Source organism: Streptomyces sp. NPDC023527 (assembly GCF_055560115.1).
Genome location: NZ_JBVHJJ010000010.1, coordinates 222,989 through 244,740, shown reverse-complemented (window position 1 = coordinate 244,740; position 21,752 = coordinate 222,989). Strand labels below are relative to the sequence as shown.

Below are 21,752 nucleotides of genomic sequence, written 5' to 3'. Positions count from 1 at the left end.
CCCCCGCTCCTTCCCGTCCGCTCAGGCTGCCAGGTCTTCCCACCGCACCGTGCGGTCGCACCAGCGGTCCAGCAGGACGCGGTCGTGGCCCACGGCCAGGAGCGCCGCGCCGGTCTCCGCCCGGTATTCCTCGACGACGGCCACCAGCGCGGCCGTCGTCGACGCGTCCAGCATCGCCGTCATCTCGTCGCAGATCAGCCGGTTCGGGCGCAGTACGAGGGCCCTCGCCAGGCAGGCGCGCTGCAACTGGCCGTCGCTGACCTCGTGCGGCCGCCGCCGCAGCAACTGCTCCGACAGGCCGACACGAGCGGCCAGCTCCCCCACCGCGGCCGCCGCCTCGTCGCGCCGGCCGGTGGCTCGCAGGGGTTCCGCGATCAGGTCGGCGAGGCGCATGCGCGGGTCCGCGGACAGGCGGGGCTGCTGGAACACCACACCGCAGGCGGTGCGTTGCGCGCGCGGGGCGCGGTGGCGCCAGCCGTGGGCCGGCTCGCCGTCGAGCACGACACGGCCCGCGTAGGGCCGGTGCAGCAGCGCGGCCACCCGGGCGAGCGTGGACTTGCCGCAGCCGCTCGGACCGAGCAGCCCCACGGCCTCACCGGCGGCGACGGTCAGCGACACGTCCCGTACGACGGGTGCGCGCCGGTCGTAGCCGGCGGTGATTCCGGTCAGTTCAAGCACGCGGTGCCTCCTCCGGGTGGTGGCAGGCGACGCCGTCGGCCGGCGCCGGGACCGTGGCACAGGCGCCGCTCGCGCGGGGGCAGCGGGCGGCGAAGGCGCAGCCGTCGGGCAGGTCGCCGAGTTCGGGCGGCATGCCGGGGATGGGCGTGAAGGCACGTTCGGGCAGGGCGTCGAGCAGGCCTCGGGCGTAGGGGTGGCGGGGGCCGGGGGTGCCGAAGAAGGTGTGGGCGTCGGTGAGTTCGACGATGCGGCCCGCGTACATCACGGCGACGCGGTCGGCGACGCGCTCGGCCGCCGCGAGGTCATGGGTGATCATCAGCAGGGCGTGGCCGGCGTCCGCGTGGCGGCGCAGTTCGTCGACCGTGCGCTCGACGAGGTCGCGGTCGAGGCCGGTGGTCGGTTCGTCGGCGAGCAGCAGCGGGGCGCCGCCGACGAGCGCGAGGGCGGTGGCCGCGCGCTGGGCGAGGCCGCCGGAGAGCTGGTGGGGGTGGCGGTCGAGGTGGTCGAGAGGGAACGCGGCCCGCTCGGCGGCGGCCTCGACGGCGTCGCACAGCTCGCTCTTGCGGGCGCCGGTCAGCTCCCGCACCGTCTCCGCCAGCTGCGAGCGCACGGTGCGTACGGGCGTGAGGTGCGCGGCCGGGCTCTGCGGTACGAGGCCGACGCGGCGGCCCCGTACGGTGCGGGAGAGCGTGCGCTCGTCGGCGGCGAGGAGGTCGAGGCCGTCGACGTACGCGTGGCCGTACGTCCGCGCGTTGCCGGGCAGCAGGCCCAGGAGGGCCGAGGCCAGCACGGACTTGCCGCAGCCGCTCTCGCCGACGAGGGCGAGGCACTCCCCTTGCCGGAGCCGGAAGGTCACGTCGGTGACGGCGGCGACGTCCCGTCCGCCGCGCATGCGGAAGCGTACGGACAGACCCCGTACGTCGAGGGCCGGTGCGCCCGTGGGGTCCCCGTTCTCCGGCTCCCGGTGCTCGAACGCCGGGCGGGCCGGCTCGTGCGTCGTCACAGCGTCAGCTCCGATCGGCGCCGGGGGTTGAGCCGTTCCCGCCAGGCACCGGCCAGTCCGGCGATGGCGAGGGTGGGCACGATGATGAACAGACCCGGGAAGAGGGTGGGCCACCAGTCGCCGGCGAGGAGGGAGCCGCGGGCGGCCTGGACCATGTTGCCCAGGCTCGCCTGGTGGGTGGGCAGGCCCAGGCCCAGGAAGGACAGCGCGGACTCGTGCCAGATCGCGTGCGGGATCATCAGTACCGCCGCGAGCCCCGCCTGGGGCAGGACGCCGGGCAGGAGGTGGCGCACGGTGACGCGCCATCGGGAGGAGCCGCCGGCGATGGCCGCGTCGATGTACGGGCGGGAGCGCAGCGACAGGATCTCGGCGCGGACGATGCGCGCGGTCGACAGCCAGTGGGTGAGCGCGACCGAGGCGATCACCGGCCAGACGCCGGGCCGGAACATCGCCACGATGAAGATGCCCAGCAGCAGGTGCGGCACGGAGGAGAAGAGGTCGACGGTCCGCATCAGGATCCGGTCCGCCCAGCCGCCGAGCGCTCCGGCCAGTGCGCCGACCGCCGTGCCGACGACCGTCGCGGTGAGCGCCGCGACGACGCCGACGAGCAGCGAGATCCGCAGCCCGTGCACGCAGCGCAGCAGCAGGTCGCGGCCCACCTCGTCGGTGCCGAAGGGGTGGGCGGGGCTCGGTGCCCGGAGCTTCGCGGCGAGGTCGACGGCCTGTTCGTCCAGCGGGACGAGGACGGGGACCAGCAGCGCGCCGAGGACGATGGCCGCGACGAGGACCGTGGACGCGTGGGCGCGGATGCCGCGCCGGATCGGCTCAGCCATCGAAGCCCACCCGGGGGTCGGCCAGTCCGTACAACAGGTCGGAGAGCAGGTTGCCGATCAGGACCGCGGCGGTGGCCAGCACGGTCAGGGCCGCCAGGAGCGGAAAGTCGACCTTCGTGGCGGCCTCGACGGTGGCGGAGGCGATGCCGGGCCAGCTGAAGACGGTCTCCACGAGCAGCGCGCCCGTGATCAGTTCGGGTACCCGGGAGCCGATGAGCGTGAGGACGGGCAGCAGCCCGGAGCGCAGGGCGTGGCCGAGGAGGACGGTGCGTTCGCGCAGGCCGCGGGCGCGGGCGCCGCGCACGGGGTCCTCCTCCAGCGCGTCGCCGACGCCTTGGCGTACGTACAGGACGAACCACGGCAGCTGGGAGACGGCGAGTACCAGGGCGGGCAGGACGATGTGCGAGGCGATCTGCCCGGCCGTGGCGACGTCGCTGCCGGTGTCGGTGAGTCCGCCGGCCGGCAGCGCATCGAGCTTGAGGGCGAAGAACCAGATCGCGAGCAGTCCGAGCCAGAAGGGCGGGGCGGCTTCGAGCGCGTACGCCAGGGAGGTGACGGCCCGGTCGAAGAGGCCGCCCCGGCGGCGTGCGGCGAGCACGCCCAGCGCCGTGCCGACGGTCACGGCCAGCGTGAAGGCGACGGCGCACAGCAGGGCGGACCAGCCGACGCGGTCGCCGATGACGTCGGCGACGGGCTGGCGCAGGGAGGTGGAGTCGCCGAGGTCGCCGGTGAGGGCGGCGGTGAGCCAGTCCCACCAGCGGGCGACGAACGGCCGGTCGGCGCCGAGGTTGTCCCGCAGCTGGTCGAGGACGCCCCGGCCGGCGCCGAGCCCGGCGGAGCCGGCGTACGCCCGCGCGGGGTCGAAGGGCGAGGCGGCGGCGACGGCGAAGACGCCGAAGGTGACGACGGCGAGGACGGGGACGGCGGCGAGCAGCCGCCGTCCCGTCATGCGTGCCATCGGCCCCCAGGGAAGCCGGGCGGTCACTTCTTCGGCTGCTTCGGCTGCTTCGGCTGCCAGGTCTCGACGTTCCACCACGGGCCGGCGCCGAGGCCGTGGTCGTGGGGTTCGACCTGGGTGGTGATGCCCTGCCAGTCGTCGTTCATGACATAGAGGTGGTCGACGTGGGTGAGGAAGGTGTAGCCGGGGTTGTCGGCGAGGGCGCGCTGGACCTTGTCGTACGCGGCCTTGCGGGCGCCCTTGTCGCCGCTGCGGCGGCCTTCCTCCAGGGCCTTGTCGGCGTCCGGGTCGGCGTAGGCGGCCATGTTGTTGAAGCCGTCGAGGGCGAGGGAGGAGTGCAGGAGGTTGTAGAGGTCGAAGTCGGGGTCGGCGGGGTTTCCGCCGCCGGCGAGGACCGCGTCGTCCTTCATGCGCGGTTCGATGACCTCCCAGGTGCCGCTCTGCACCTTGACCTCGACACCGGCCTTCTTGGCGTCGGAGGCGAAGGCGAGGGCGTGCTCCTCGCGCAGCTTGTCACCGGCGGGGAACCAGAGGGTGAAGGCGGCGCGCTGTCCGTCCTTCTCCCGGACGCCGTCCCCGCCGGGCTTCCAGCCCGCCTCGTCGAGGAGCTTCTTGGCCCGGCCGAGGTCGTGGGGGCGCTCGGTGCCCTTGGCGAACCACTCGCTGTCGGTGGGGACGGGACCGTAACCGGCCTTGCCCGCGCCGTCGAGGAGCTTGTCGACCATCGCCTCGCGGTCGACGGCGAGGTCGAGGGCGCGGCGCACGGCGATGTCGCCGGTGACCTTGCCCGCGGTCGGCAGCGTCACGCCGCGGAAGTCGGTGGTGCGGGCGGTGACGGTCAGTTTGGACGTGTCGCCCTTGAAGCCCTTGGCGAGGTTGGGCGGCAGGATGGCACCGTCGAGGTCGCCGGAGCGCAGCCGGGTGGCGCGGACGTCGTCGTCCTTGATGATCGCCATCGTGAGCTTCTTGATCTTCGGCTCTCCGGCCCAGTAGTCGGGGTTGGCCTTGAAGTTCAGCTTCTCGCCCTTGCTCCAGCCGGTCAGGACGTACGGGCCGGTGCCGATCGGGGCGGTGTTGAAGGAGCCGGTGTTGACGTCCTGGCCCTTGGCCACGTGCTCGGGGGCGATGGGCAGGACGGTGCGCTCGGCGAAGGGGGCGTAGGGGTACTTCAGCTTGAAGGCGACCGTGTCGTCGCCGTCGGCGGTGACCCGGTCGATGGCGTCGAGTTCGCCCTTCGCGGCGTTGTTGGTCTTCTCGTCGAGGATGGTGCGGTACGTGAAGACGACGTCCTTGGCGCCGAAGGGCTTGCCGTCGCTGAACTTCACCCCGTGGCGGAGCTTGTACGTGTACGTCCGGCCGTCGTCGCCGACCGTCGGGAGGGCGGCGGCCAGGGCGGGCTGGAGCTTCATCGCGGCGTCGCGGCGGAGCAGCCCGTCGAAGATCTTGGAGTTGCCGTCCTTGCCGTAGCCGAGGAGGGGGCTGAGGGTCTCGGGCTCATTGGCGAGACCGACGACGAGGGAGTCCTTCGCGCCGCCGCCCCCGCCCCCGGGCGTCGAACAGGCCACCGCGCCCGCCGCCAGTACGCCTGCCATGGCCGTGGCGGCCACTCCCCGTATGGACCGGGCCGTCATGCCCACACCCCTGCTCACTTGCCCACTTCTTCACGATCAAATGCTTTTGCAAATCACTCGCAATTAAACCTGACGCAACGGTGCGAGCGCGGTCCGGGGCTGTGAGTGCGCAGGTCAGGCGGTGAGAGCGGGCACGGGAGCAGGGCTCCGGTAGCCACCGCACCGGGGCGGGCCAGCCCTACCGGGAGGTGAGGCGTCCCTGGCCCCGAAGATCTCGTCCGGGAGACGCCCGGGCCGCCACACGTGGGGCGCACAGCATCAGCGAATCGACCACCTCACTGCGTGCGATCCCCGACGTTCTTGAAGGCCTTCACTGGGGCAGTGGGTCAGGAGATGGAGCGGCCGCATGGGTGGGCGAAGCAGCCGGCGGGGATTGTCAGTGGCGCCCGGTACGTTGATCACAAGCGTTGTGCGGCGTGGCCTCTCACCACGCCTGCGTGCTGATCTAGCTATGGGAGGAGCTTCATGGCGGCATGGTTGGTGTTGGCGAAGGCAGAGCGCAAGCGGGTGAGCGAGGGTTATGACGACCATCCCTCGACCCACTACAGCTGGGACAGCACGGTCGCGAACTCCGGCAACCTCCACCTTGGTGACGAGATCGTCCTGTGGGATGGCAACGAACTGCTGGGCCTGTCCGTAATCGAGGACATCGAGGTCGGCGAGGCCGAGAAGGAGACCCCGTACTGTCTGAAATGCGGTAAGGCTGACGTAGCCGAGCGCAAGAAGAAGATGCCGCGGTACGTGTGTTGGAACCAGGATTGCAAGCACGAGGATGCCCAGGCCGGGTGGAAGCGGAAGAATGTCACCACCTATCGCAGCCGCCATGAGGCCGGCTGGCTCTCCGCACGCGGCGCGTTGACCGCCGTCGAACTACGGGCACTGTGTGTTCATCCCGGCTCACAGCTGAGCCTGCGGGAATTGCGTTGGGATGACTTCCAGCACGCGCTCACCCACGGCGACGTCCCGCTTCCCTTGCGCATCATCGAAACCACCCGCGAGGTCATCACCGGCGGCCACGGACAGGCCACCATCCGCGTCCGCAAAGGACAGTCCGCTTTCCGCAAACACCTGTTGAGCGTCTTCGAAGAGACCTGCGCGTTCACCGGAGCGGCTCCCGCGCAGGCCCTGGAAGCGGCCCATCTTTACAGCTACGCCGCCAACGGCAAACACCACAAAGGCGGCGGACTGTTGCTGCGGCGCGACCTGCACCGCCTCTTCGACCTTGGCCTGATCGCCATAGACCCGCGAACCAAGACCTTGGACTTGTCGAACGAGCTCAAGCCCTATCCGGACTACGCCAAGCTACACGGCGCACCGCTGGCCGTCACGATCGCAGCCGACCACGAGAAGTGGCTGAGCAAGCACTGGGAGATGCACCGATCCATCGCACAGCCCGCCCTGCCCACGCAGAAAGCCGGCGAATAAGGGCTCGCTGTGACGAAGAAGGGCCACTTAACAAGCGGCCACCCCAGAGCCAATAATGCCGCCACATTCGCTGCGGTGCTCACCCGGCCGATCGCCTAGCGTCGCCTAGGCCGCGAAGTAGGTGATCAGCGTTCCGGGGCGGGCAGGTCTGTCAGGTGGGACAGGGTTTCGCGGTGGTGGCCGGGGGTGCCCAGGGTGAGTTCGTCGGCCTTGGCGCGTTTGAGGTAGAGGTGGGCGGGGTGTTCCCAGGTCATGCCGATGCCTCCGTGGAGTTGTACGCACTCCTCGGCCGCGCGGACCGCGACCTCGCCGCAGTACGCCTGGGCGACGGCGACCGCGAGCTGTGTGTCGGGGGCGCCGGTGGCGAGTGCGTCGGCGGCGTTGCGGGCGGCTGCCCTGGCCTGGGCGATGTCGAGCCATAGGGCGGCCAGGCGGTGTTTGAGGGCCTGGAAGGAGCCGACGGGGCGGGCGAACTGTTTGCGATCGCTGGTATAGCGAACGGTTTCCGTCAGGCACCAGTCCGCGATGCCGAGCTGTTCCGAGGCGAGGAGTCCGGCGCCGGTGAGCAGGGCGGTGTCGACGGCGGTACGGGCCCGGGCGGGTTCGGCGAGGAGGGTGGCCGGGGCGTCGGTGAGGGTGAGCCGGGCGATCGGCCGGGTGAGGTCGAGCGGGGTGAGAGGGGTGACCTCGACACCCTCCGCGTCGGCGGTCACCGCGTACAGGCCGCGGTCGGTGGGGACGAGCAGCAGGTCGGCGCCGGCCGCGCCGGCGACGGCGGTGACCTCTCCGGTCAGCAGGGCCCGCCCGGCACCGGTGGCGTCGGCTCGTACGGTCTCCGGCGGGCGGGTGCCGGGGGCGGTGGGCAGGGGGACGGCGAGCGCGCCGATCCGGCGGCCCTCGGCGAGGGCGGTGAGGGGTGCGGCGATCTCCGGGTCGGCGGTGTCACAGGCCAGCAGGGTGGTGACGGCCAGGACGGCGCTGGTGAGGTAGGGCACGGGGGCGACGGAGCGGCCCAGTTCCTCCAGGACGACGGCGGCCTCGCGGGCGGTCGCGCCCTGACCGCCGAGCTTGTCGGGTACGAGCAGCCCGGCCGCCCCGATGCCGACGGCCAGGGACTGCCAGAGCCCGGGGTCGTGCGGGCGGCCGTTCTCGGCCCCGGCGAGTACGGACGTGGGGGCGCCGCGGTCGGCGAGCAGCGAACGGACGGCCGCGCGCAGGTCGTCCTCGGCCTCGGAGTACAGCAGGTCCGGTGTCATCGGGGCAGGTCCTTCCAGGGCAGGTCCTTGTCGGTGCGGGGCTCGGGCGGCAGGCCCAGGACGCGCTCGGCGATGATGTTGAGCAGGACCTCGGAGGTGCCGCCCTCGATGGAGTTGCCCTTGGCGCGCAGATAGCGGTAGCCGGCGTCGCGGCCGGTGAAGTCGACCAGTTCGGGCCTGGTCATGGTCCAGTCGCCGTACGTCAGGCCCTCTTCGGCCAGCAACTCCACCTCCAGACCGCTGATCTCCTGGTTGAGGCGGGCGAAGGACAGCTTCATGCCCGAGCCCTCCGGTCCGGGCCGGCCGCGCTTCAGCTGCTGGCGGAGGCGTTCGCCGGTGAGGCGGGCGACCTCCGCGTCCACCCACAGCCTCAGCAGCCGCTGGTGGAGGTCGTGGGTGCGCAGCTCGGGGCGGCGGCGCCAGGTGTCGGCGACGATGCCGATCATGCCGCCCTCGCGGGGCAGTTGGGTGGCGCCGATGGCGACGCGCTCGTTCATCAGCGTGGTCTGCGCGACCCGCCAGCCGTCGCCGACGTCGCCCAGGCGGTGTGTGTCGGGTACGCGTACGCCGGTCAGGAAGACCTCGTTGAACTCCGCCTCGCCGGTGATCTGGCGCAGCGGCCGCACCTCCACGCCCGGCGCGGTCATGTCACAGACGAAGTAGGTCAGGCCGCGGTGCTTGGGCACGGCGGGGTCGGTACGGGCCAGCAGGATCGCCCAGCGGGCGAGGTGGGCGCTGGAGGTCCACACCTTCTGGCCGTCCACGGTCCAGTCGTCGCCGTCGCGTACGGCGCGGGTGGCGAGCGCGGCCAGGTCGGAGCCGGCGCCCGGTTCGCTGAAGAGCTGGCACCACACCTCCTCGCCGGTCCACAGGGGGCGCAGGAAGCGTCGCCGCTGCTCCTCCGTGCCGTACTGGAGGATCGTGGGGGCGGCCATGCCGAGGCCGATGCCGATGCGGCGGGGGTCGTTGTCGGGGGCGCCGGCCGCGTCCAGGGCGGCGTTCACCACCGGCTGGAGGGAGGGGGGCGCGCCAAGTCCGCCGAGTCCTTCGGGGAAGTGGATCCAGGCGAGTCCGGCGTCGAAGCGGGCGCGCAGGAAGTCGAGGCGGTCGGTGGTGGCGGGGTCATGGGCGGCGAGGAGTGCGGCGACGCGGTCGCGCAGTCCGTCGGCGTCGGGGGTTCCGGTGGCTCCGGTGGCGTCGGTGGCGTTCATCGGGTGGGCTCCTCGCCGGGGATGACGACGACGCGGCCGGTGGTCCGGCCGTCGGCTACGCGCTGTACGGCGTCGGCGGCGGCCGCCAGCGGTACGCGCTCGCTGACGAGCGGCCGGATCGCGCCGCGCGCGGCGAGCTTCGTCAGCTCGTCGTGGCAGGCGCGGACGGCGGCCGGGTCCTTGGTGTTGTACAGGCCCCAGTGCAGGCCCAGGATCGTGTAGTTCTTCACCAGGGCGTGGTTGAGGGCGGCGCTGGGGATCGTACCGCTCGCGAAGCCGACGACCACGATGCGGCCTTCGAAGGCGACGCACTTGGTGGACTGGGTGTAGGCGTCGCCGCCGACCGGGTCGTAGACCACGTCCGCGCCGCGGCCGCCGGTGGCTTCCTTGACGGCCGCGACGATGTCGTCGGTGTGGCGGTCGAGGACCAGGTCACAGCCGAGTTCCCGGGCGACGCGGGTCTTTTCGGGGCCGCCCGCCACGCCGATGACGGTGGCCCCTGCGGCCTTGCCGAGCTGGACGGCCGCGCTGCCGACGCCGCCGGCGGCGGCGTGGACGAGCAGGGTCTCGCCGGGCTGGAGGCGGGCCCTGCGGTGCAGGCCGAACCAGCCTGTCTGGTACCCGATGTGCAGGGCGGCCGCCTGTGCGTCGTCCAGTGGCTCGGGGGCGGGCAGGACGGTGCGGGCGTCGACGACCGTGCGCTCGGCGAATCCGCCGGTGGGTAGGGGTGGTTGGGCCAGGACGCGGGCGCCTTCGGTGCCGGGGGCGCCCTCTCCGAGGGCGATGACCTCGCCGCAGATCTCCACGCCGGGGGTGAAGGGGAGGGGCGGGCGGGTCTGGTACTGGCCTCGGCAGAGGAGGGCGTCGGGGAAGTTGACGTTCGCGGCCAGGACGCGGAGGAGGAGTTGGCCGGGGGCGGGGATGGGGTCCGGGGTGTCCTGTAGGCGCATCACGGTGCGGGGTTCGCCGGTTTCGTGCACTCGCCATGCCTTCATGGGGGGCTCCGTGGGGTTCGGTTGCGGTTGCCGTTGCCGTTGGCGTTGCCGATCGCATACTAAGCGGTCGGTAAGGTCGGCGACAGGGGGCTTTCGGGGGTTGTTCGGGGGGTGTCCTCAATCGCCGGACGGGCTTGGGAGGGCGGCTTGGGTTCAGGGTTGTTGTACGGGCTTGGCGTACGGGCTTGGGTGTCACGCCACCGCGCGCCTCGGCGGGCCTCCTCAATCGCCGGAGGGGCTGGGGGTGGGGGTGGCACCCGGCCCGGCCTTTAGGGAGTGGGCGGCCCTGAACGACGAGGCTGCCCTGCGACCTCGGTACCCCTCCTCAAACGCCCCGTCGAGGAGACGTCCACACCCCGCCCGTCGACTCGCGGGAAGCAAGGCGCGGGGTCGTCGTCCGGACGCGTATGGGGGCGTTGCCGTCCAGGAGGGACAGGAGGTGTTCCGTTGCGTTTCTGCCGAAGGTCGCCGTGTCGCGGGTCAGGGCCGTCAGGGGCGGGTGGGTGCTGCGGCAGAGGACCGAGTCGTCCCAGGCGACGATGGACAGGTCGTCCGGTACGCGCACGCCGCGCTCCGCCGCGACGGCCAGGCCCGCCACCGCCATCACGTCGTTGTCGTAGACGATCGCCGTCGGCGGGCGTGGCGCCGCCAGCACCCGGCGGGTCGCCTCGGCGCCCTGGGCGTCGGAGTAGTCGGTGGTCACGGAGGTGGTGTCCGGCAGGCCGCGCCGGGTGGCCTCGGCGCGCAGGCAGGCCATGCGGCGGCGGGTGTGGGCGAGTTCGGGCAGGCCCGCGATGTGGGTGATGCGGCGGTGCCCGAGCTCGTACAGGTGGCCGACGACGGAGGTCATCGCGTCCGTGTCGTCCGCCCAGAGGTTGGATATCGCGTGGTGGGGGGCGCCGTCGTCGTCGAGGGCGCCGATGACCACGGCGGGCAGGCCCAGTTCGTCCAGCAGGGCAGGGCGGGGGTCGGCGGCGCGGGGGTCGACGACGAGGAGGCCGTCGACGCGGTGCTCGGCCCACCAGCGGCGGTAGACGGCGCACTCGGCGTCGAGGTCCTCCACCACTTGGAAGAGCAGTCCGAGGCGGCGGACCGCGAGCGCTTCCTGGACGCCGGAGACCAGTTGGAGGAAGAACGACTCGACACCCAGCGTGCGGGCGGGACGGGCGAGGACCAGTCCGACCGTCGCCGAGCCCTCGCCGGACAGGGCGCGGGCGGCGGCGCTGGGCTGCCAGCCGAGCTGTTCGGCGACGCGGCGGACCCGCGCGCGGGTCGCCTCGGAGACCCCGGGACGGCCGTTGAGGGCGAAGGACACCGCGCTCTCCGAGACGCCCGCACGGCGCGCGATGTCCTTCATCGTCGGGCGGCGGGCCGGTGTGCGGCGCATGGCTCCCCTTCGGCCGAGTCGTGCCGGTTCGCGGCAACTGGCAGCAGACTAAAGCGCATTAGCGCGCGGCGGAAGTATTGACTTGACCCGGCGACGGGTGCAGTTTTTGTTGCGCTCCTCCTCGTACGAGTCCTGTCTCCCCCGTCCGTCCGAAGGAGTTCCGCCGGCCATGCCCGCATCCCGTAGAGCCGCCACCGTCCCGCTCCTCGCTTCCGTGCTGTTGCTCGCCGCTTGCGGTTCCGGCGGGGGCGAGGGAGGAGGGGGGAACACCGGGGACGGCAAGGCCGAGGGCAGCATCACCTTCCAGACCTGGAATCTGCGCGGCAGGTTCAAGGACTACTTCGACGGCCTGGTCGGCGAATTCGAGAAGCGGAACCCGGACGTCAAGGTCAAATGGCTCGACCAGCCCGCCGAGAACTACGCGGACAAGCTCAGCGCGGACGCCGGCGCCGGCACCCTGCCCGATGTCGTCAATGTCTCGCCGGATCTGTCGTATCCGCTGGCCAAGGCCGGGGTGCTGATGAACCTCGACAAGGAGAAGGCCGCCGCCGGGTTCAAGGGCGAGTACACGGCGGAGGCCTGGCAGGGCAACACGCTGCCCGGACTGGACGGTTCGTACGCCTTCCCCTGGTATCTCAACACCGGCCCGCTCTTCTACAACAAGGCCCTCTTCCGGCAGGCCGGGCTGGACCCGGAGAAGCCGCCGAAGAGTTACGACGAGCTGTTCGCCGCCGCGGCCACGATGGCGAAGAAGTCCGGCGGGAAGACCGCGACCCTGGCGGGCACCCCGTCCATCGAGGACTTCGGCCGTTACGGCGTGAAGCTGATGAACGCGGACGCCACCCGCTTCACCTACAACGAGCCCAAGGGCGTCGAGCTGCTGACCAAGTACAAGGAGCTCTACGAACACGGCGGCCTCGATCCGCAGGCGCTCACCAACACGCCCGAGAAATCCGGCCAGAAATTCCTGGAGCAGAAGGTCGCCATCAATCCGGGCAACGCCCACGACCTGGAGACGTTCAAGAAGAACGCGCCCGGCCTCTATCGGAATCTCGGAATCACCGACGCGCCGAACAACACCGGCAAGCCGAATATGTATGTGATGGGTCTGGCCGTCAACGAACAGAGCCGGCACAAGGCGGCCGCCATCGCCTTCGCGCACTTCGTCACGGACCGCGGGAACCAGGAGGCGTTCGCCCACAAGGTCACCGTCTTCCCCAGCACCAAGGGCTCGCTGGACGACCCGTACTGGACGAAGGACGACGGCACCGACGAGGGCCGGGTGCGGGTGGCCTCGGCGAGGGCACTCAAGGGCGCGGTCAACTACACGCCCGTGGTGATGAGCGACGAGATGAAGGTCGTGCTCAAGAACGAGGTCGCCAAGGCGCTCCAGGGCAAGAAGTCGCCCCGGCAGGCGCTCGACGACGCCGCCGCTCGGAGCGACAAGCTCCTGGAGCGGAGCTGACCGGCGTGCGGCGGCCGGCGGAGCGGGGTGCCAGGAGGACAACAGCGGTACGGGTCCGTACGCACCGGGCGGCCACCCCCTGGCTGTTCCTGCTGCCCGGTCTCGGGATCGTCGCCGCCTTCAACCTCTATCCCTTCCTCACCACCGTCCACAAGGCGTTCACCGACGCGCGGACGCTCACCCCCGGCGGCTGGGTGGGGCTGCGGAACTTTCGGGACATGCTGGAGGACGAGCAGTTCTGGGTGGCGCTGCGCAACAGCGGCCTGTACGTGGTGCTGGTCGTGCCCTTCACCGTGCTGCTGCCCCTGCTGCTGGCGCTGCTGGTCGAGAAGCGGCTCCCCGGCGTCACCTTCTTCCGCTCCGCTTTCTACACGCCGGTCGTGGCGTCCGTGGTCGTGGTGTCGCTGATCTGGGGGTGGATGCTCGACGACCGCGGCCTGGTCAACGGCGCCCTGCGGTTCCTCGGGGCCGGGCCGGTCGCCTTCCTCGGCGACCAGTGGCTGCTGCTGTTCAGCGCGATGGCGCTGACGGTGTGGAAGGGCCTGGGCTACTACATGATCATTTACTTGGCGGCGCTCGCGAACGTCCCACGCGAGCTGCACGAGGCTGCCGCCGTCGACGGCGCCGGTACCCTGCGCCGCTTCACGAGCGTCACGGTGCCCGCCGTGCGTTCCACGATGGTGCTGGTCGGCGCCCTGTCGTCGGTGGCGGCGTTCAAGGTCTTCTCCGAGGTGTATCTGCTGGCCGGGCCCACGGGCGGGCCGGCGGGGCAGGACACCACCCTCGTCATGCTCGTCCAGCGCACCGGCACCGGGCTCAACGGCCGCGTCGGCTACGCCAGCGCCCTCTCCCTGGTCGTCTTCGCTGTCACCCTGCTGCTGATGCTCCTGGTGCTGCGCGCCGACCGCAAGGAGGCCCACACGTGAGCCGCACCTCCGGCCGGGAGACGGTGCTGCGGTATCTGCTGATGCTCGGCGTGCTGGCCGTCACCGTCGGCCCGTTCCTCTGGCAGCTGTCGACCTCGCTCAAGAGCACCACCGAGGACATCTACACCTACCCGCCCGGCTTCCTCCCCGAGCACCCCACCCTCGCGAACTACTCCGGCGTCGCCGACATCGTCCCCGTCTGGGACTACGCCCTGAACTCGCTCAAGGTCGCCGCCGCCAACGTGGTCACCAATCTCGTCGGCGCCTCCATGGCCGGCTACGCGCTCGCCCGGCTGCGCTTCCGGGGCCGGAAGGTCGCGGGACTGGCGTTCGTGATGGCGCTGCTGGTGCCCCTGGAGTCGATCCTCGTCGCGCAGTTCACCATGATGCGCGACCTCCAGCTCAACAACACCCTCACCGCCGTCGTCCTGCCCGGCGCGGTCGGCGCGCTCAATGTGCTGCTGATGCGCAATGCCTTCGCCAACCTCCCGTACGAGGTGGAGGAGGCGGCCGTCATCGACGGGGCGAACGCGTGGCAGCGGTTCGTCCGGATCGCCCTGCCGTCGGTGCGCGGCACACTCGCCGTCGTCGCGATCTTCGCGTTCATGGGCGCGTGGGACGACTTCCTGTGGCCGCTGATCGTCCTCTCCGACACGGACAACTTCACCCTGACCGTCGGCCTGAACTTCCTGCACGGCACGTTCCAGCAGAACCCCCGCCTGGTCGCCGCCGGCACGGTCATCGCGGTCGCTCCGCTCATCGTGATGTTCGCCTGCCTCCAGCGGTACTTCTTCCGCGGTGTCGGCGAAGGCGCCGTCAAGGGCTGACCACGGACCACGGGGGCCACACTCCGAAGGGACGGACCCGCATGCGCTTCGGCGTCAACTACACGCCCACCCGGGGCTGGTTCCACCACTGGCTCGACTTCGACCTGGACGACATCCGCGCCGACCTCGACTCCCTCGCCGGCCTCGGCCTCGACCACATCCGGGTCTTCCCGCTCTGGCCGGTCTTCCAGCCCAACCGCGCCCTGATCAGGCCGCGCGCCCTCGAACAGCTCGGCCTGCTCGTGGACGCGGCCGGCGAACGCGGCCTCGACGTCGGCGTCGACGGGCTCCAGGGCCACCTGTCCAGTTTCGACTTCATCCCCTCGTGGACCACCACATGGCACCGCCGGAACCTCTTCACCGACCCGGACGTCGTCGAGGCGCAGGCCGCCTACCTCTCCGCGCTCGCGCGCACGCTCGCCGACCGGCCCAACTTCCTCGGCATCACGGTCGGCAACGAGGTCAACCAGTTCTCCGGCGCTCCGCACCCCGACCCCGACCGCATCCGGCCCGACCAGGCCGAGCGGTGGCTGCGCCGGATGCTCGACGCGTGCGAGGAGGGCGCACCGGGGCGTACACATCTGCTCGCCTCCTACGACGCCGCCTGGTACGACGGCACGCACCCTTTCACGCCCGCGCACTCCGCCCGGCTCGGGGCCATGACGGCCGTGCACTCCTGGGTCTTCAACGGCACGGCACAGCGCCATGGGTTCGCCGGCGCGGCCACGTCGCGGCATGCGGAGTACCTCGTCGAGCTGTCCAAGGCGTGGGCCGGGGAACCGGACCGGCCGGTGTGGCTGCAGGAGATCGGGGCGCCCGCGCCGCACGTCCCGGCCGAGAGGGCCGCCGAGTTCACTCGGGCGACGTTGACGCACGTCGGGGATTGCGCGGGGGTGTGGGGCGTCACGTGGTGGTGCTCGCACGATGTGGACCGGGCGCTGGCGGACTTTCCCGAGCTGGAGTACGGGTTGGGTCTGCTGACGAATGATCGGCGGGTCAAGCCGGTGGGGGTGGCGTTCGCCCGGTTTGTACGGGAGTGGGGGCGTGGGCGGGTGCCGGAGGGGCGGCGTACGGCGTTGCTGCTGGATGTGGGGGAGGTGGAAGGGGCACCGGGGCGGTCTGTGTGTGGGCCGGGGGGTGCGTATTTCGAGGCGTGGATGCGGGTTGCCTCCGGCGGGGGCCGGCCGGCGGTGGTGCTTTCTCCTTGGGCTGGGGATGGCGGGTATTTGGCGGCTCGGGGGATTTCTGAGGTGCTGGCGGTGGGTGACGTGCGGTAGGGGGCGGTGGTTTTTTCCCAGGCCCGCCCCTTCCCGTAACCGGGGCTCCGTCCCGGGCCCCGTTGTCCTCAAACTCCCCCAGCTACCGCTGGGAGGTGCCCCCAGACGGGCTGGATTGGTTGCCCGGAAGCGTCTTGCTGAAGGAGTCCTCGTGAATGAGAGATCCGCGTGTTTTCCCCGGCCCTCCCGTCGGCGCGTCCTCGCCGCCGGGGTCGGGGGTGTCGGTGCCGTCGTCCTGGCCGCCGGGCCCGCCTCCCCCGCCTCCGGTCTTCAGCCCTACGCCTCCTACTGGTTCCCCGACTCGCTTCCCTCCGGCTCGCCCGCGCCCGGGGTGACGTGGCGGAGTCTTCGTTCGTGGGCGGCCGAGAGTGATGGTGATCTGGCGTTCAACAAGGCGAGCGTGCCGCTCGCCTCGCGCTTCACTCCCCCGCCGGTCAACTCCCGTGCGCGCGCCGGGCAGGCTCGGATCTCCGCTCTCGTCTCTTTCGCCCATACGTCGGGCAATCCCTCCCAGGGATCCGCCACCGCCGACTTCTACGCGCTGACGCACTGGGCCTACCTCGACGAGCTGGTCTTCTGGGGCGGTTCGGCGGACGAGGGGCTGATCCTGGCGCCGAACGGGCCCGTCGTCGATGCCGCGCACCGCAACGGTGTGCCGGTGCTGGGGACGGTGTTCCTGCCGCCGGTGGCGTACGGGGGGCAGTTGCGCTGGACGCGGGAGCTGGTACGGCGGGGGGCGGACGGTGGGTTTCCGGTGGCGGACCAGCTGGTCCGGGTGGCGCGGGCGTACGGGTTCGACGGGTGGTTCGTCAATGCCGAGACCGGCGGCGGTGACGCCGGTCTGGGGGCGGACATGCGCGACTTCATCGCCTACTTGCGGGCGCGTGGTGAGGGGTTGCGAGTCACGTGGTACGACGCGATGGCCATCTCCGGTGAGGTGTCCTGGCAGAACCGGCTCGACGACGACAACTCCCCCTTCTTCCGGGCCGCCGACTCGATGTTCCTGAACTTCGCCTGGGACCGCCCCGGGCTGCTCTCCTCGGGGGAGCTCGCCGAGCGCCTGGGGCGCGGCCGGTACGAACTGTGGGCCGGGGTGGATGTCGAGGCGAACGGCTGGGACACCCGGGTCGACTGGGACGCGATCGTCCCGGCGGACGGGCCTCACCTCACCTCGTACGGCTTCTACCGCCCCGAGTGGACCTGGAAGAGCCTCCCGCCGTCCGATCGCTCCCCCGCCGCCTTCCACGCGCGGGACGACCGCTTCTGGTCCGGGCACCGCCTGGACCCGGCCGCACCGGACACCGGCCCGTGGCGGCCGCCTGCCGCGTCGGTCGCGGACCGTTCCACCCTCACCGCGCTGCCGTTCGCCACGACCTTCAACACCGGCCACGGGACGGCCTGGTACGAGCGGGGGCGGGTCGCCTCCGACGCCGCCTGGAACCACCTGGGGCTCCAGGACCGGCTGCCCGGCCGCCGCTGGGTGATCCACGCCTCCGGTGCCCGGCCCGCCGTGGGCTTCGACTTCGCCGACGCCTGGCGCGGCGGCAGCAGCCTCCTCGTCGACGGCCGGCTCACCGCGCCGGCGACCGTGGAGCTGTACGCGACGCGGTTGCCGCTGTCCGCCGCGACGGTGGTGGAGCTGGCGCACCGCTCCGATCCGGGCTCCGCCGCCGTGGGGGTGGAACTGGCCGTGGCACTGGAGGGCGAGCGGGACGTCGTGTACGTGCCCGTCGGCGCCCTTCCGGCCGGCGGCCACCGGTGGACGACGGCGACCCTCCGCACCGGTGCGCTGCCGGCCGGCCGGACGGTCCGCGCGCTCGGTGTGCGGCTGACCGCGCCGGACGGCGGCGCGGTCCGGTGGCGGCTGGGCGGGCTCGCCGTGCGCGACGCCGCGCCGGCCCCGCCCGGACGGCCGGGCGGTCTGCTGGTCAAGGCGTCCCGGCCGAACCCGGACGGGACGGCCGCTCTGCGGCTCGCCTGGCCCGCGTCGGCCGGGCCCGTACGCCATTACGAGCTGTGTCAGGTGCTGCCCGGCGGGGACCGCCGCTTCCTGGGGGGCACCTGTGGGCATGCCTACTACGTCGCGGCCCTGCGCCGCGCGGCCGGTGAGGCGGCCACCCGCGTCGAGGTGCGCGCCGTGGACGAGCTGTACGCCTCCTCGGCGCCCGCGTCCGTCACCGTCCGTTGGTAGCCCTTCCGCCGCTAGCCCTGGCCCTTCTGCGATAGGACACCTGGTTCATGCACAACGACCGTGCCATCACCGAAGCCCGTCTGAAGCGTGTGCTGGAGGAGCGGATCCGGCCCGCCGTGTATCCGCGGTCGGTTCCGCTGGCCGTCTCCGTGTGGAACGCCCCGGGTGAGCCCGTGTCCGTCGCCGAGGGCCTGGCGGCGGAGCGCGCGCCCATCGAGGTGGGGGCGGAGTGGGGGCCGCCGTGGGGCACGAGCTGGTTCACCGTGACCGGGCGGGTGCCGCGGGAGTGGGCGGGCCGCACGGTGGAGGCGCTGCTCGACCTCGGGTTCGACGAGAACATGCCGGGTTTCCAGTGCGAGGGGCTGGTCTACCGCCCGGACGGCTCACCCGTGAAGGGCCTCAACCCGCGCAATCAATGGGTGCGGATCGGCGAGAGGGTGGCGGGCGGCGAGGAGGTGCTGCTGCACATCGAGGCGTCGTCGAACCCGGTGATCCTGGACTACCACCCGTTCCTGCCGACCGAGCTGGGCGACCGGGAGACGGCGGACCCGGCGCCGCGCTACCGGCTGGCCCGGATGGACCTGGCCGTCCTGGACCGGACGGTGTGGGAGCTGGTCCAGGACCTGGAGGTGCTGGGTGAGCTGATGGCCGAGCTGTCGGAGGACTCGCCGCGCCGCTGGGAGATCCTGCGGGCCGTGGAGCGGTCCCTGGACGCCGTCGACCTCCAGGACGTCGGGGGCACCGCGGCGCGGGCCCGTGCGGAGCTCGCCGGGGTGCTGGCCGCGCCCGCGCACGCCTCGGCGCACCGGATCAGCGCGGTGGGGCACGCGCACATCGACTCGGCGTGGCTGTGGCCGCTGCGGGAGACGGTGCGCAAAGTGGCGCGTACGACGTCGAACATGACGGCGTTGCTGGAGGACGAGCCGGGCTTCGTCTACGCCATGTCGCAGGCGCAGCAGTTCGCCTGGATCAAGGAGCACCGGCCGGAGGTGTACGCACGGGTGAAGAAGGCGGTCGCCGACGGCCGGTTCGTGCCCGTCGGCGGCATGTGGGTGGAGTCCGACACGAACATGCCGGGGTCGGAGGCGCTGGCACGGCAGTTCGTGCACGGGAAGAGGTTCTTCCTGGAGGAGTTCGGGATCGAGACGGAGGAGGTGTGGTTGCCGGACAGCTTCGGCTACTCGGCGGCGCTGCCGCAGCTGGTGAGGCTGTCGGGGTCGAAGTGGTTCCTGACGCAGAAGATCTCGTGGAGCCGGACGAACAAGTTCCCGCACCACACGTTCTGGTGGGAGGGCCTGGACGGCACCAGGGTCTTCACACACTTCCCGCCCATCGACACCTACAACTCCCGATTGTCGGGCCGGGAGGTCGCGCACGCGGTCCGCAACTTCCAGGAGAAGGGCGGGGCGACGCGCTCGCTGGCGCCGACCGGGTGGGGCGACGGCGGGGGCGGCACGACGCGCGAGATGCTGGCGCGGGCGCGGCGGCTGGCCGATCTGGAGGGCTCGGCACGGATCGCGTTCGAGAAGCCGTCGGCGTTCTTCGAGAAGGCTCACGCGGAGTACGGGCACGCCCCGGTGTGGGTGGGCGAGCTGTATCTGGAGCTGCACCGCGCGACGCTCACCAGCCAGGCCCGCACCAAGCAGGGCAACCGCCGCTCGGAGCACCTGCTGCGGGAGGCGGAGCTGTGGTCGGCGACCGCGGCCGTCCGGGCGGGGCTGTCCTATCCGTACGAGGCGCTGGACCGGCTGTGGAAGACGGTGCTGCTGCACCAGTTCCACGACATCCTGCCGGGCACCTCGATCGCCTGGGTGCACCGGGAGGCGGCGGCGACGTACGCGGCGGTGGCGGCGGAGCTGGAGGAGATCATCGGCGGGGCGCTGGCGGCGCTGGCCGGTGACGGCTCGGCCGGCTCCACGGTGGTCTTCAACGCGGCACCGCACGGGCGGGGCCGGGCCGCTGCGCACGGCGCCGTCCTGGTGAGGCCGACTGCCGCGACGCCGCCCACGGCCGGGCCGCGGGAGGGCGGCGGCTTCGTCCTGGGCAACGAGTGGCTGCGCGTCGAGGTCGACGGGCGCGGGCTGGTGGTCTCGGTGTACGACCGGGAGGCCGAACGGGAGACGGTCGCGCCGGGCGCGGCGGCCAACCTGCTGCAGTTGCACCAGGACTTCCCGAACATGTGGGACGCGTGGGACGTCGACCACTTCTACCGGAATTCCGTGACCGACCTGACGGACGTCGAGTCGCTGGAGCTGACGGACGACGGCGCGGTACGGGTCGTCCGGGCCTTCGGGGCCTCGCGGGTGGAACAGCGGATCGCCCTGCCCACCGGGCGGCGGCTGGACATCGAGACGGAGGTCGACTGGCGCGAGACGGAGAAGTTCCTGAAGGTCGCCTTCCCGCTCGACGTGCACGCCGACCGTACGGCGGCCGAGACGCAGTTCGGCCATCTCTACCGTGCCACGCACACCAACACGACCTGGGAGGCCGCCAAGTTCGAGGCGTGCGCGCACCGGTTCGTCCACCTGGAGGAGCCGGGCTGGGGGGTGGCGGTGGTCAACGACTCGACGTACGGCTACGACGTGACGCGCACCGTGCGCGAGGCGGACACCGGCACCACGACGACGGTCCGGCTCTCCCTGCTGCGGGCCCCGCGCTTCCCGGACCCGCGCACCGACCAGGGCAGGCACCGCTTCCGGTACGCGCTGGTACCGGGCGCGTCCGTGGGGGACGCGGTGCGGGAGGGGTACCGGATCAATCTGCCCGAGCGGCGGGTGCCGGGGTCCACGGGCGTCGAGCCGCTGGTGACCGTGGACCACGACTCCGTCGTGGTGTCGGCCGTCAAGCTCGCGGACGACGGCAGCGGGGATGTGGTGGTCCGGCTGTACGAGGCGGAGGGCGGGCGGGCGCGTACGCGCTTGAGGGCGGGGTTCGCCGTGGGTTCGGTGTCCGTGTGCGATCTGCTGGAGCGGCCGACGGGGGTGGCGACCGTCGAGGACGGGTGCGTCGCGCTCGCGTTGCGGCCGTTCGAGATCGTCACGCTGCGGCTGGCGGGCTCCTGAGGTGATGAGCTCCCCGGCCCGGGCCCCGGTCGATCGTCCTTCGCACCGGTGACGCCGGGCGTATTACGGTGAGGGCGTGACGACATACGTGGCGCTGTTGCGCGGCATCAACGTGGGCGGCAAGCAGCGCGTCCCCATGCAGACCCTGCGCGAGCTGCTCGCGGCCCTGGGGTGCGGGGCGGTCCGTACGCATCTCAACAGCGGCAACGCCGTGTTCACGCACCCGGACACCGACGAGGAGACGCTGGCCGGTGCTCTGGAGCAGGCCATCTCGCGGGAGCTGGGCCTGTCCGTGAGTTGCCTGGTGCGCAGCGCGGGTGACATGCGCCGGGTCGTCGACGGCAATCCGTTCGCCGGGCGGGAGGTCGACCCCGCGCGTTTCCTGGTGACGTTCCTGGCCGGGCCCGCGGACCCGGCGACCGTCGCCGATCTCGATCCGGCGGTGTACGCGCCCGAGGAGTTCGTCCTCGGTGAGCGCGAGCTCTATCTGCACTGCGCTAACGGCATCCGCGACTCCAAGCTGGCGAAGGTGCTGACGGAGCGGCGGCTGGGCACGGTGGGCACGGCGCGCAACTGGAACACGGTCACCCGGCTCACCGACATGGCCGAGGGCTGACCGCCCGGACA

At 71.9% G+C, this 21,752-nt stretch carries 17 protein-coding genes; 8 read left to right on the top strand and 9 right to left on the bottom strand.

Annotated elements, in window-relative coordinates:
• Window positions 1-21 precede the first annotated feature (21 nt).
• Genes ACZ303_RS21325 through ACZ303_RS21305 form a run of 5 tightly spaced genes read right to left on the bottom strand, consistent with a single transcriptional unit; the run spans window position 22 to window position 5,103 of the window.
• Window positions 22-678: an ABC transporter ATP-binding protein gene (locus ACZ303_RS21325; protein WP_467341228.1), complete on the bottom strand. Its 657-nt coding sequence runs from the start codon at window positions 676-678 to the stop codon at window positions 22-24.
• A complete protein-coding gene (locus ACZ303_RS21320; protein ID WP_467341226.1) occupies window positions 671-1,681 on the bottom strand; it encodes an ABC transporter ATP-binding protein in 1,011 nt (336 codons plus the stop codon). The genes ACZ303_RS21325 and ACZ303_RS21320 overlap by 8 nt, the downstream gene beginning before the upstream one ends.
• A complete protein-coding gene (locus ACZ303_RS21315) occupies window positions 1,678-2,514 on the bottom strand; it encodes an ABC transporter permease (protein WP_467341223.1) in 837 nt (278 codons plus the stop codon). Before ACZ303_RS21315 ends, ACZ303_RS21320 begins: the two co-directional genes overlap by 4 nt.
• Window positions 2,507-3,472, bottom strand: a complete 966-nt coding sequence (locus ACZ303_RS21310; RefSeq protein ID WP_467341221.1) for an ABC transporter permease — start codon at window positions 3,470-3,472, stop codon at window positions 2,507-2,509. The genes ACZ303_RS21315 and ACZ303_RS21310 overlap by 8 nt, the downstream gene beginning before the upstream one ends.
• A gap of 23 nt (window positions 3,473-3,495) precedes the next feature.
• Window positions 3,496-5,103, bottom strand: coding sequence for an ABC transporter substrate-binding protein (locus tag ACZ303_RS21305; RefSeq protein WP_467341405.1), 1,608 nt, complete (start codon window positions 5,101-5,103; stop codon window positions 3,496-3,498).
• A gap of 465 nt (window positions 5,104-5,568) precedes the next feature.
• Here ACZ303_RS21305 and ACZ303_RS21300 point away from each other — a divergent pair, with 465 nt between their 5' ends.
• Window positions 5,569-6,528, top strand: coding sequence for an HNH endonuclease (locus ACZ303_RS21300; protein ID WP_467341219.1), 960 nt, complete (start codon window positions 5,569-5,571; stop codon window positions 6,526-6,528).
• A gap of 125 nt (window positions 6,529-6,653) precedes the next feature.
• On the opposite strand, the gene ACZ303_RS21295 is transcribed toward ACZ303_RS21300, so the two are convergent.
• The 4 genes from ACZ303_RS21295 to ACZ303_RS21280 all read right to left on the bottom strand — a co-directional run bounded on the left by ACZ303_RS21295 (window position 6,654) and on the right by ACZ303_RS21280 (window position 11,377).
• Window positions 6,654-7,784, bottom strand: coding sequence for an acyl-CoA dehydrogenase family protein (locus tag ACZ303_RS21295; RefSeq protein ID WP_467341217.1), 1,131 nt, complete (start codon window positions 7,782-7,784; stop codon window positions 6,654-6,656).
• Window positions 7,781-8,995: an acyl-CoA dehydrogenase family protein gene (locus tag ACZ303_RS21290; RefSeq protein ID WP_467341215.1), complete on the bottom strand. Its 1,215-nt coding sequence runs from the start codon at window positions 8,993-8,995 to the stop codon at window positions 7,781-7,783. The genes ACZ303_RS21295 and ACZ303_RS21290 overlap by 4 nt, the downstream gene beginning before the upstream one ends.
• Complete coding sequence (locus tag ACZ303_RS21285; protein WP_467341213.1) at window positions 8,992-9,990, bottom strand: NADPH:quinone oxidoreductase family protein; 999 nt, start codon at window positions 9,988-9,990, stop codon at window positions 8,992-8,994. The genes ACZ303_RS21290 and ACZ303_RS21285 overlap by 4 nt, the downstream gene beginning before the upstream one ends.
• A gap of 325 nt (window positions 9,991-10,315) precedes the next feature.
• Entirely contained in the window at window positions 10,316-11,377 is a 1,062-nt protein-coding gene (locus ACZ303_RS21280) for a LacI family DNA-binding transcriptional regulator (protein WP_467341211.1), read from the bottom strand.
• Between the two features lie 169 nt (window positions 11,378-11,546).
• Between ACZ303_RS21280 and ACZ303_RS21275 the strand changes: the two genes are divergently transcribed.
• From ACZ303_RS21275 to ACZ303_RS21245, 7 genes are all read left to right on the top strand, one after another.
• Window positions 11,547-12,842, top strand: a complete 1,296-nt coding sequence (locus tag ACZ303_RS21275) for an ABC transporter substrate-binding protein (protein WP_467341209.1) — start codon at window positions 11,547-11,549, stop codon at window positions 12,840-12,842.
• 5 nt (window positions 12,843-12,847) lie between these two features.
• Window positions 12,848-13,768 (top strand): carbohydrate ABC transporter permease, encoded by a 921-nt coding sequence (locus ACZ303_RS21270; RefSeq protein WP_467341207.1) that lies wholly within the window; start codon window positions 12,848-12,850, stop codon window positions 13,766-13,768.
• 41 nt (window positions 13,769-13,809) lie between these two features.
• Entirely contained in the window at window positions 13,810-14,595 is a 786-nt protein-coding gene (locus tag ACZ303_RS21265; RefSeq protein WP_467341403.1) for a carbohydrate ABC transporter permease, read from the top strand.
• Between the two features lie 41 nt (window positions 14,596-14,636).
• Entirely contained in the window at window positions 14,637-15,872 is a 1,236-nt protein-coding gene (locus tag ACZ303_RS21260; protein ID WP_467341205.1) for a glycoside hydrolase 5 family protein, read from the top strand.
• Window positions 15,873-16,023: 151 nt separating this feature from the next.
• Entirely contained in the window at window positions 16,024-18,063 is a 2,040-nt protein-coding gene (locus tag ACZ303_RS21255; protein WP_467341203.1) for an endo-beta-N-acetylglucosaminidase, read from the top strand.
• A gap of 47 nt (window positions 18,064-18,110) precedes the next feature.
• Entirely contained in the window at window positions 18,111-21,125 is a 3,015-nt protein-coding gene (locus ACZ303_RS21250; RefSeq protein ID WP_467341201.1) for an alpha-mannosidase, read from the top strand.
• A gap of 76 nt (window positions 21,126-21,201) precedes the next feature.
• A complete protein-coding gene (locus ACZ303_RS21245) occupies window positions 21,202-21,741 on the top strand; it encodes a DUF1697 domain-containing protein (RefSeq protein WP_467341199.1) in 540 nt (179 codons plus the stop codon).
• Window positions 21,742-21,752: the final 11 nt, after the last annotated feature.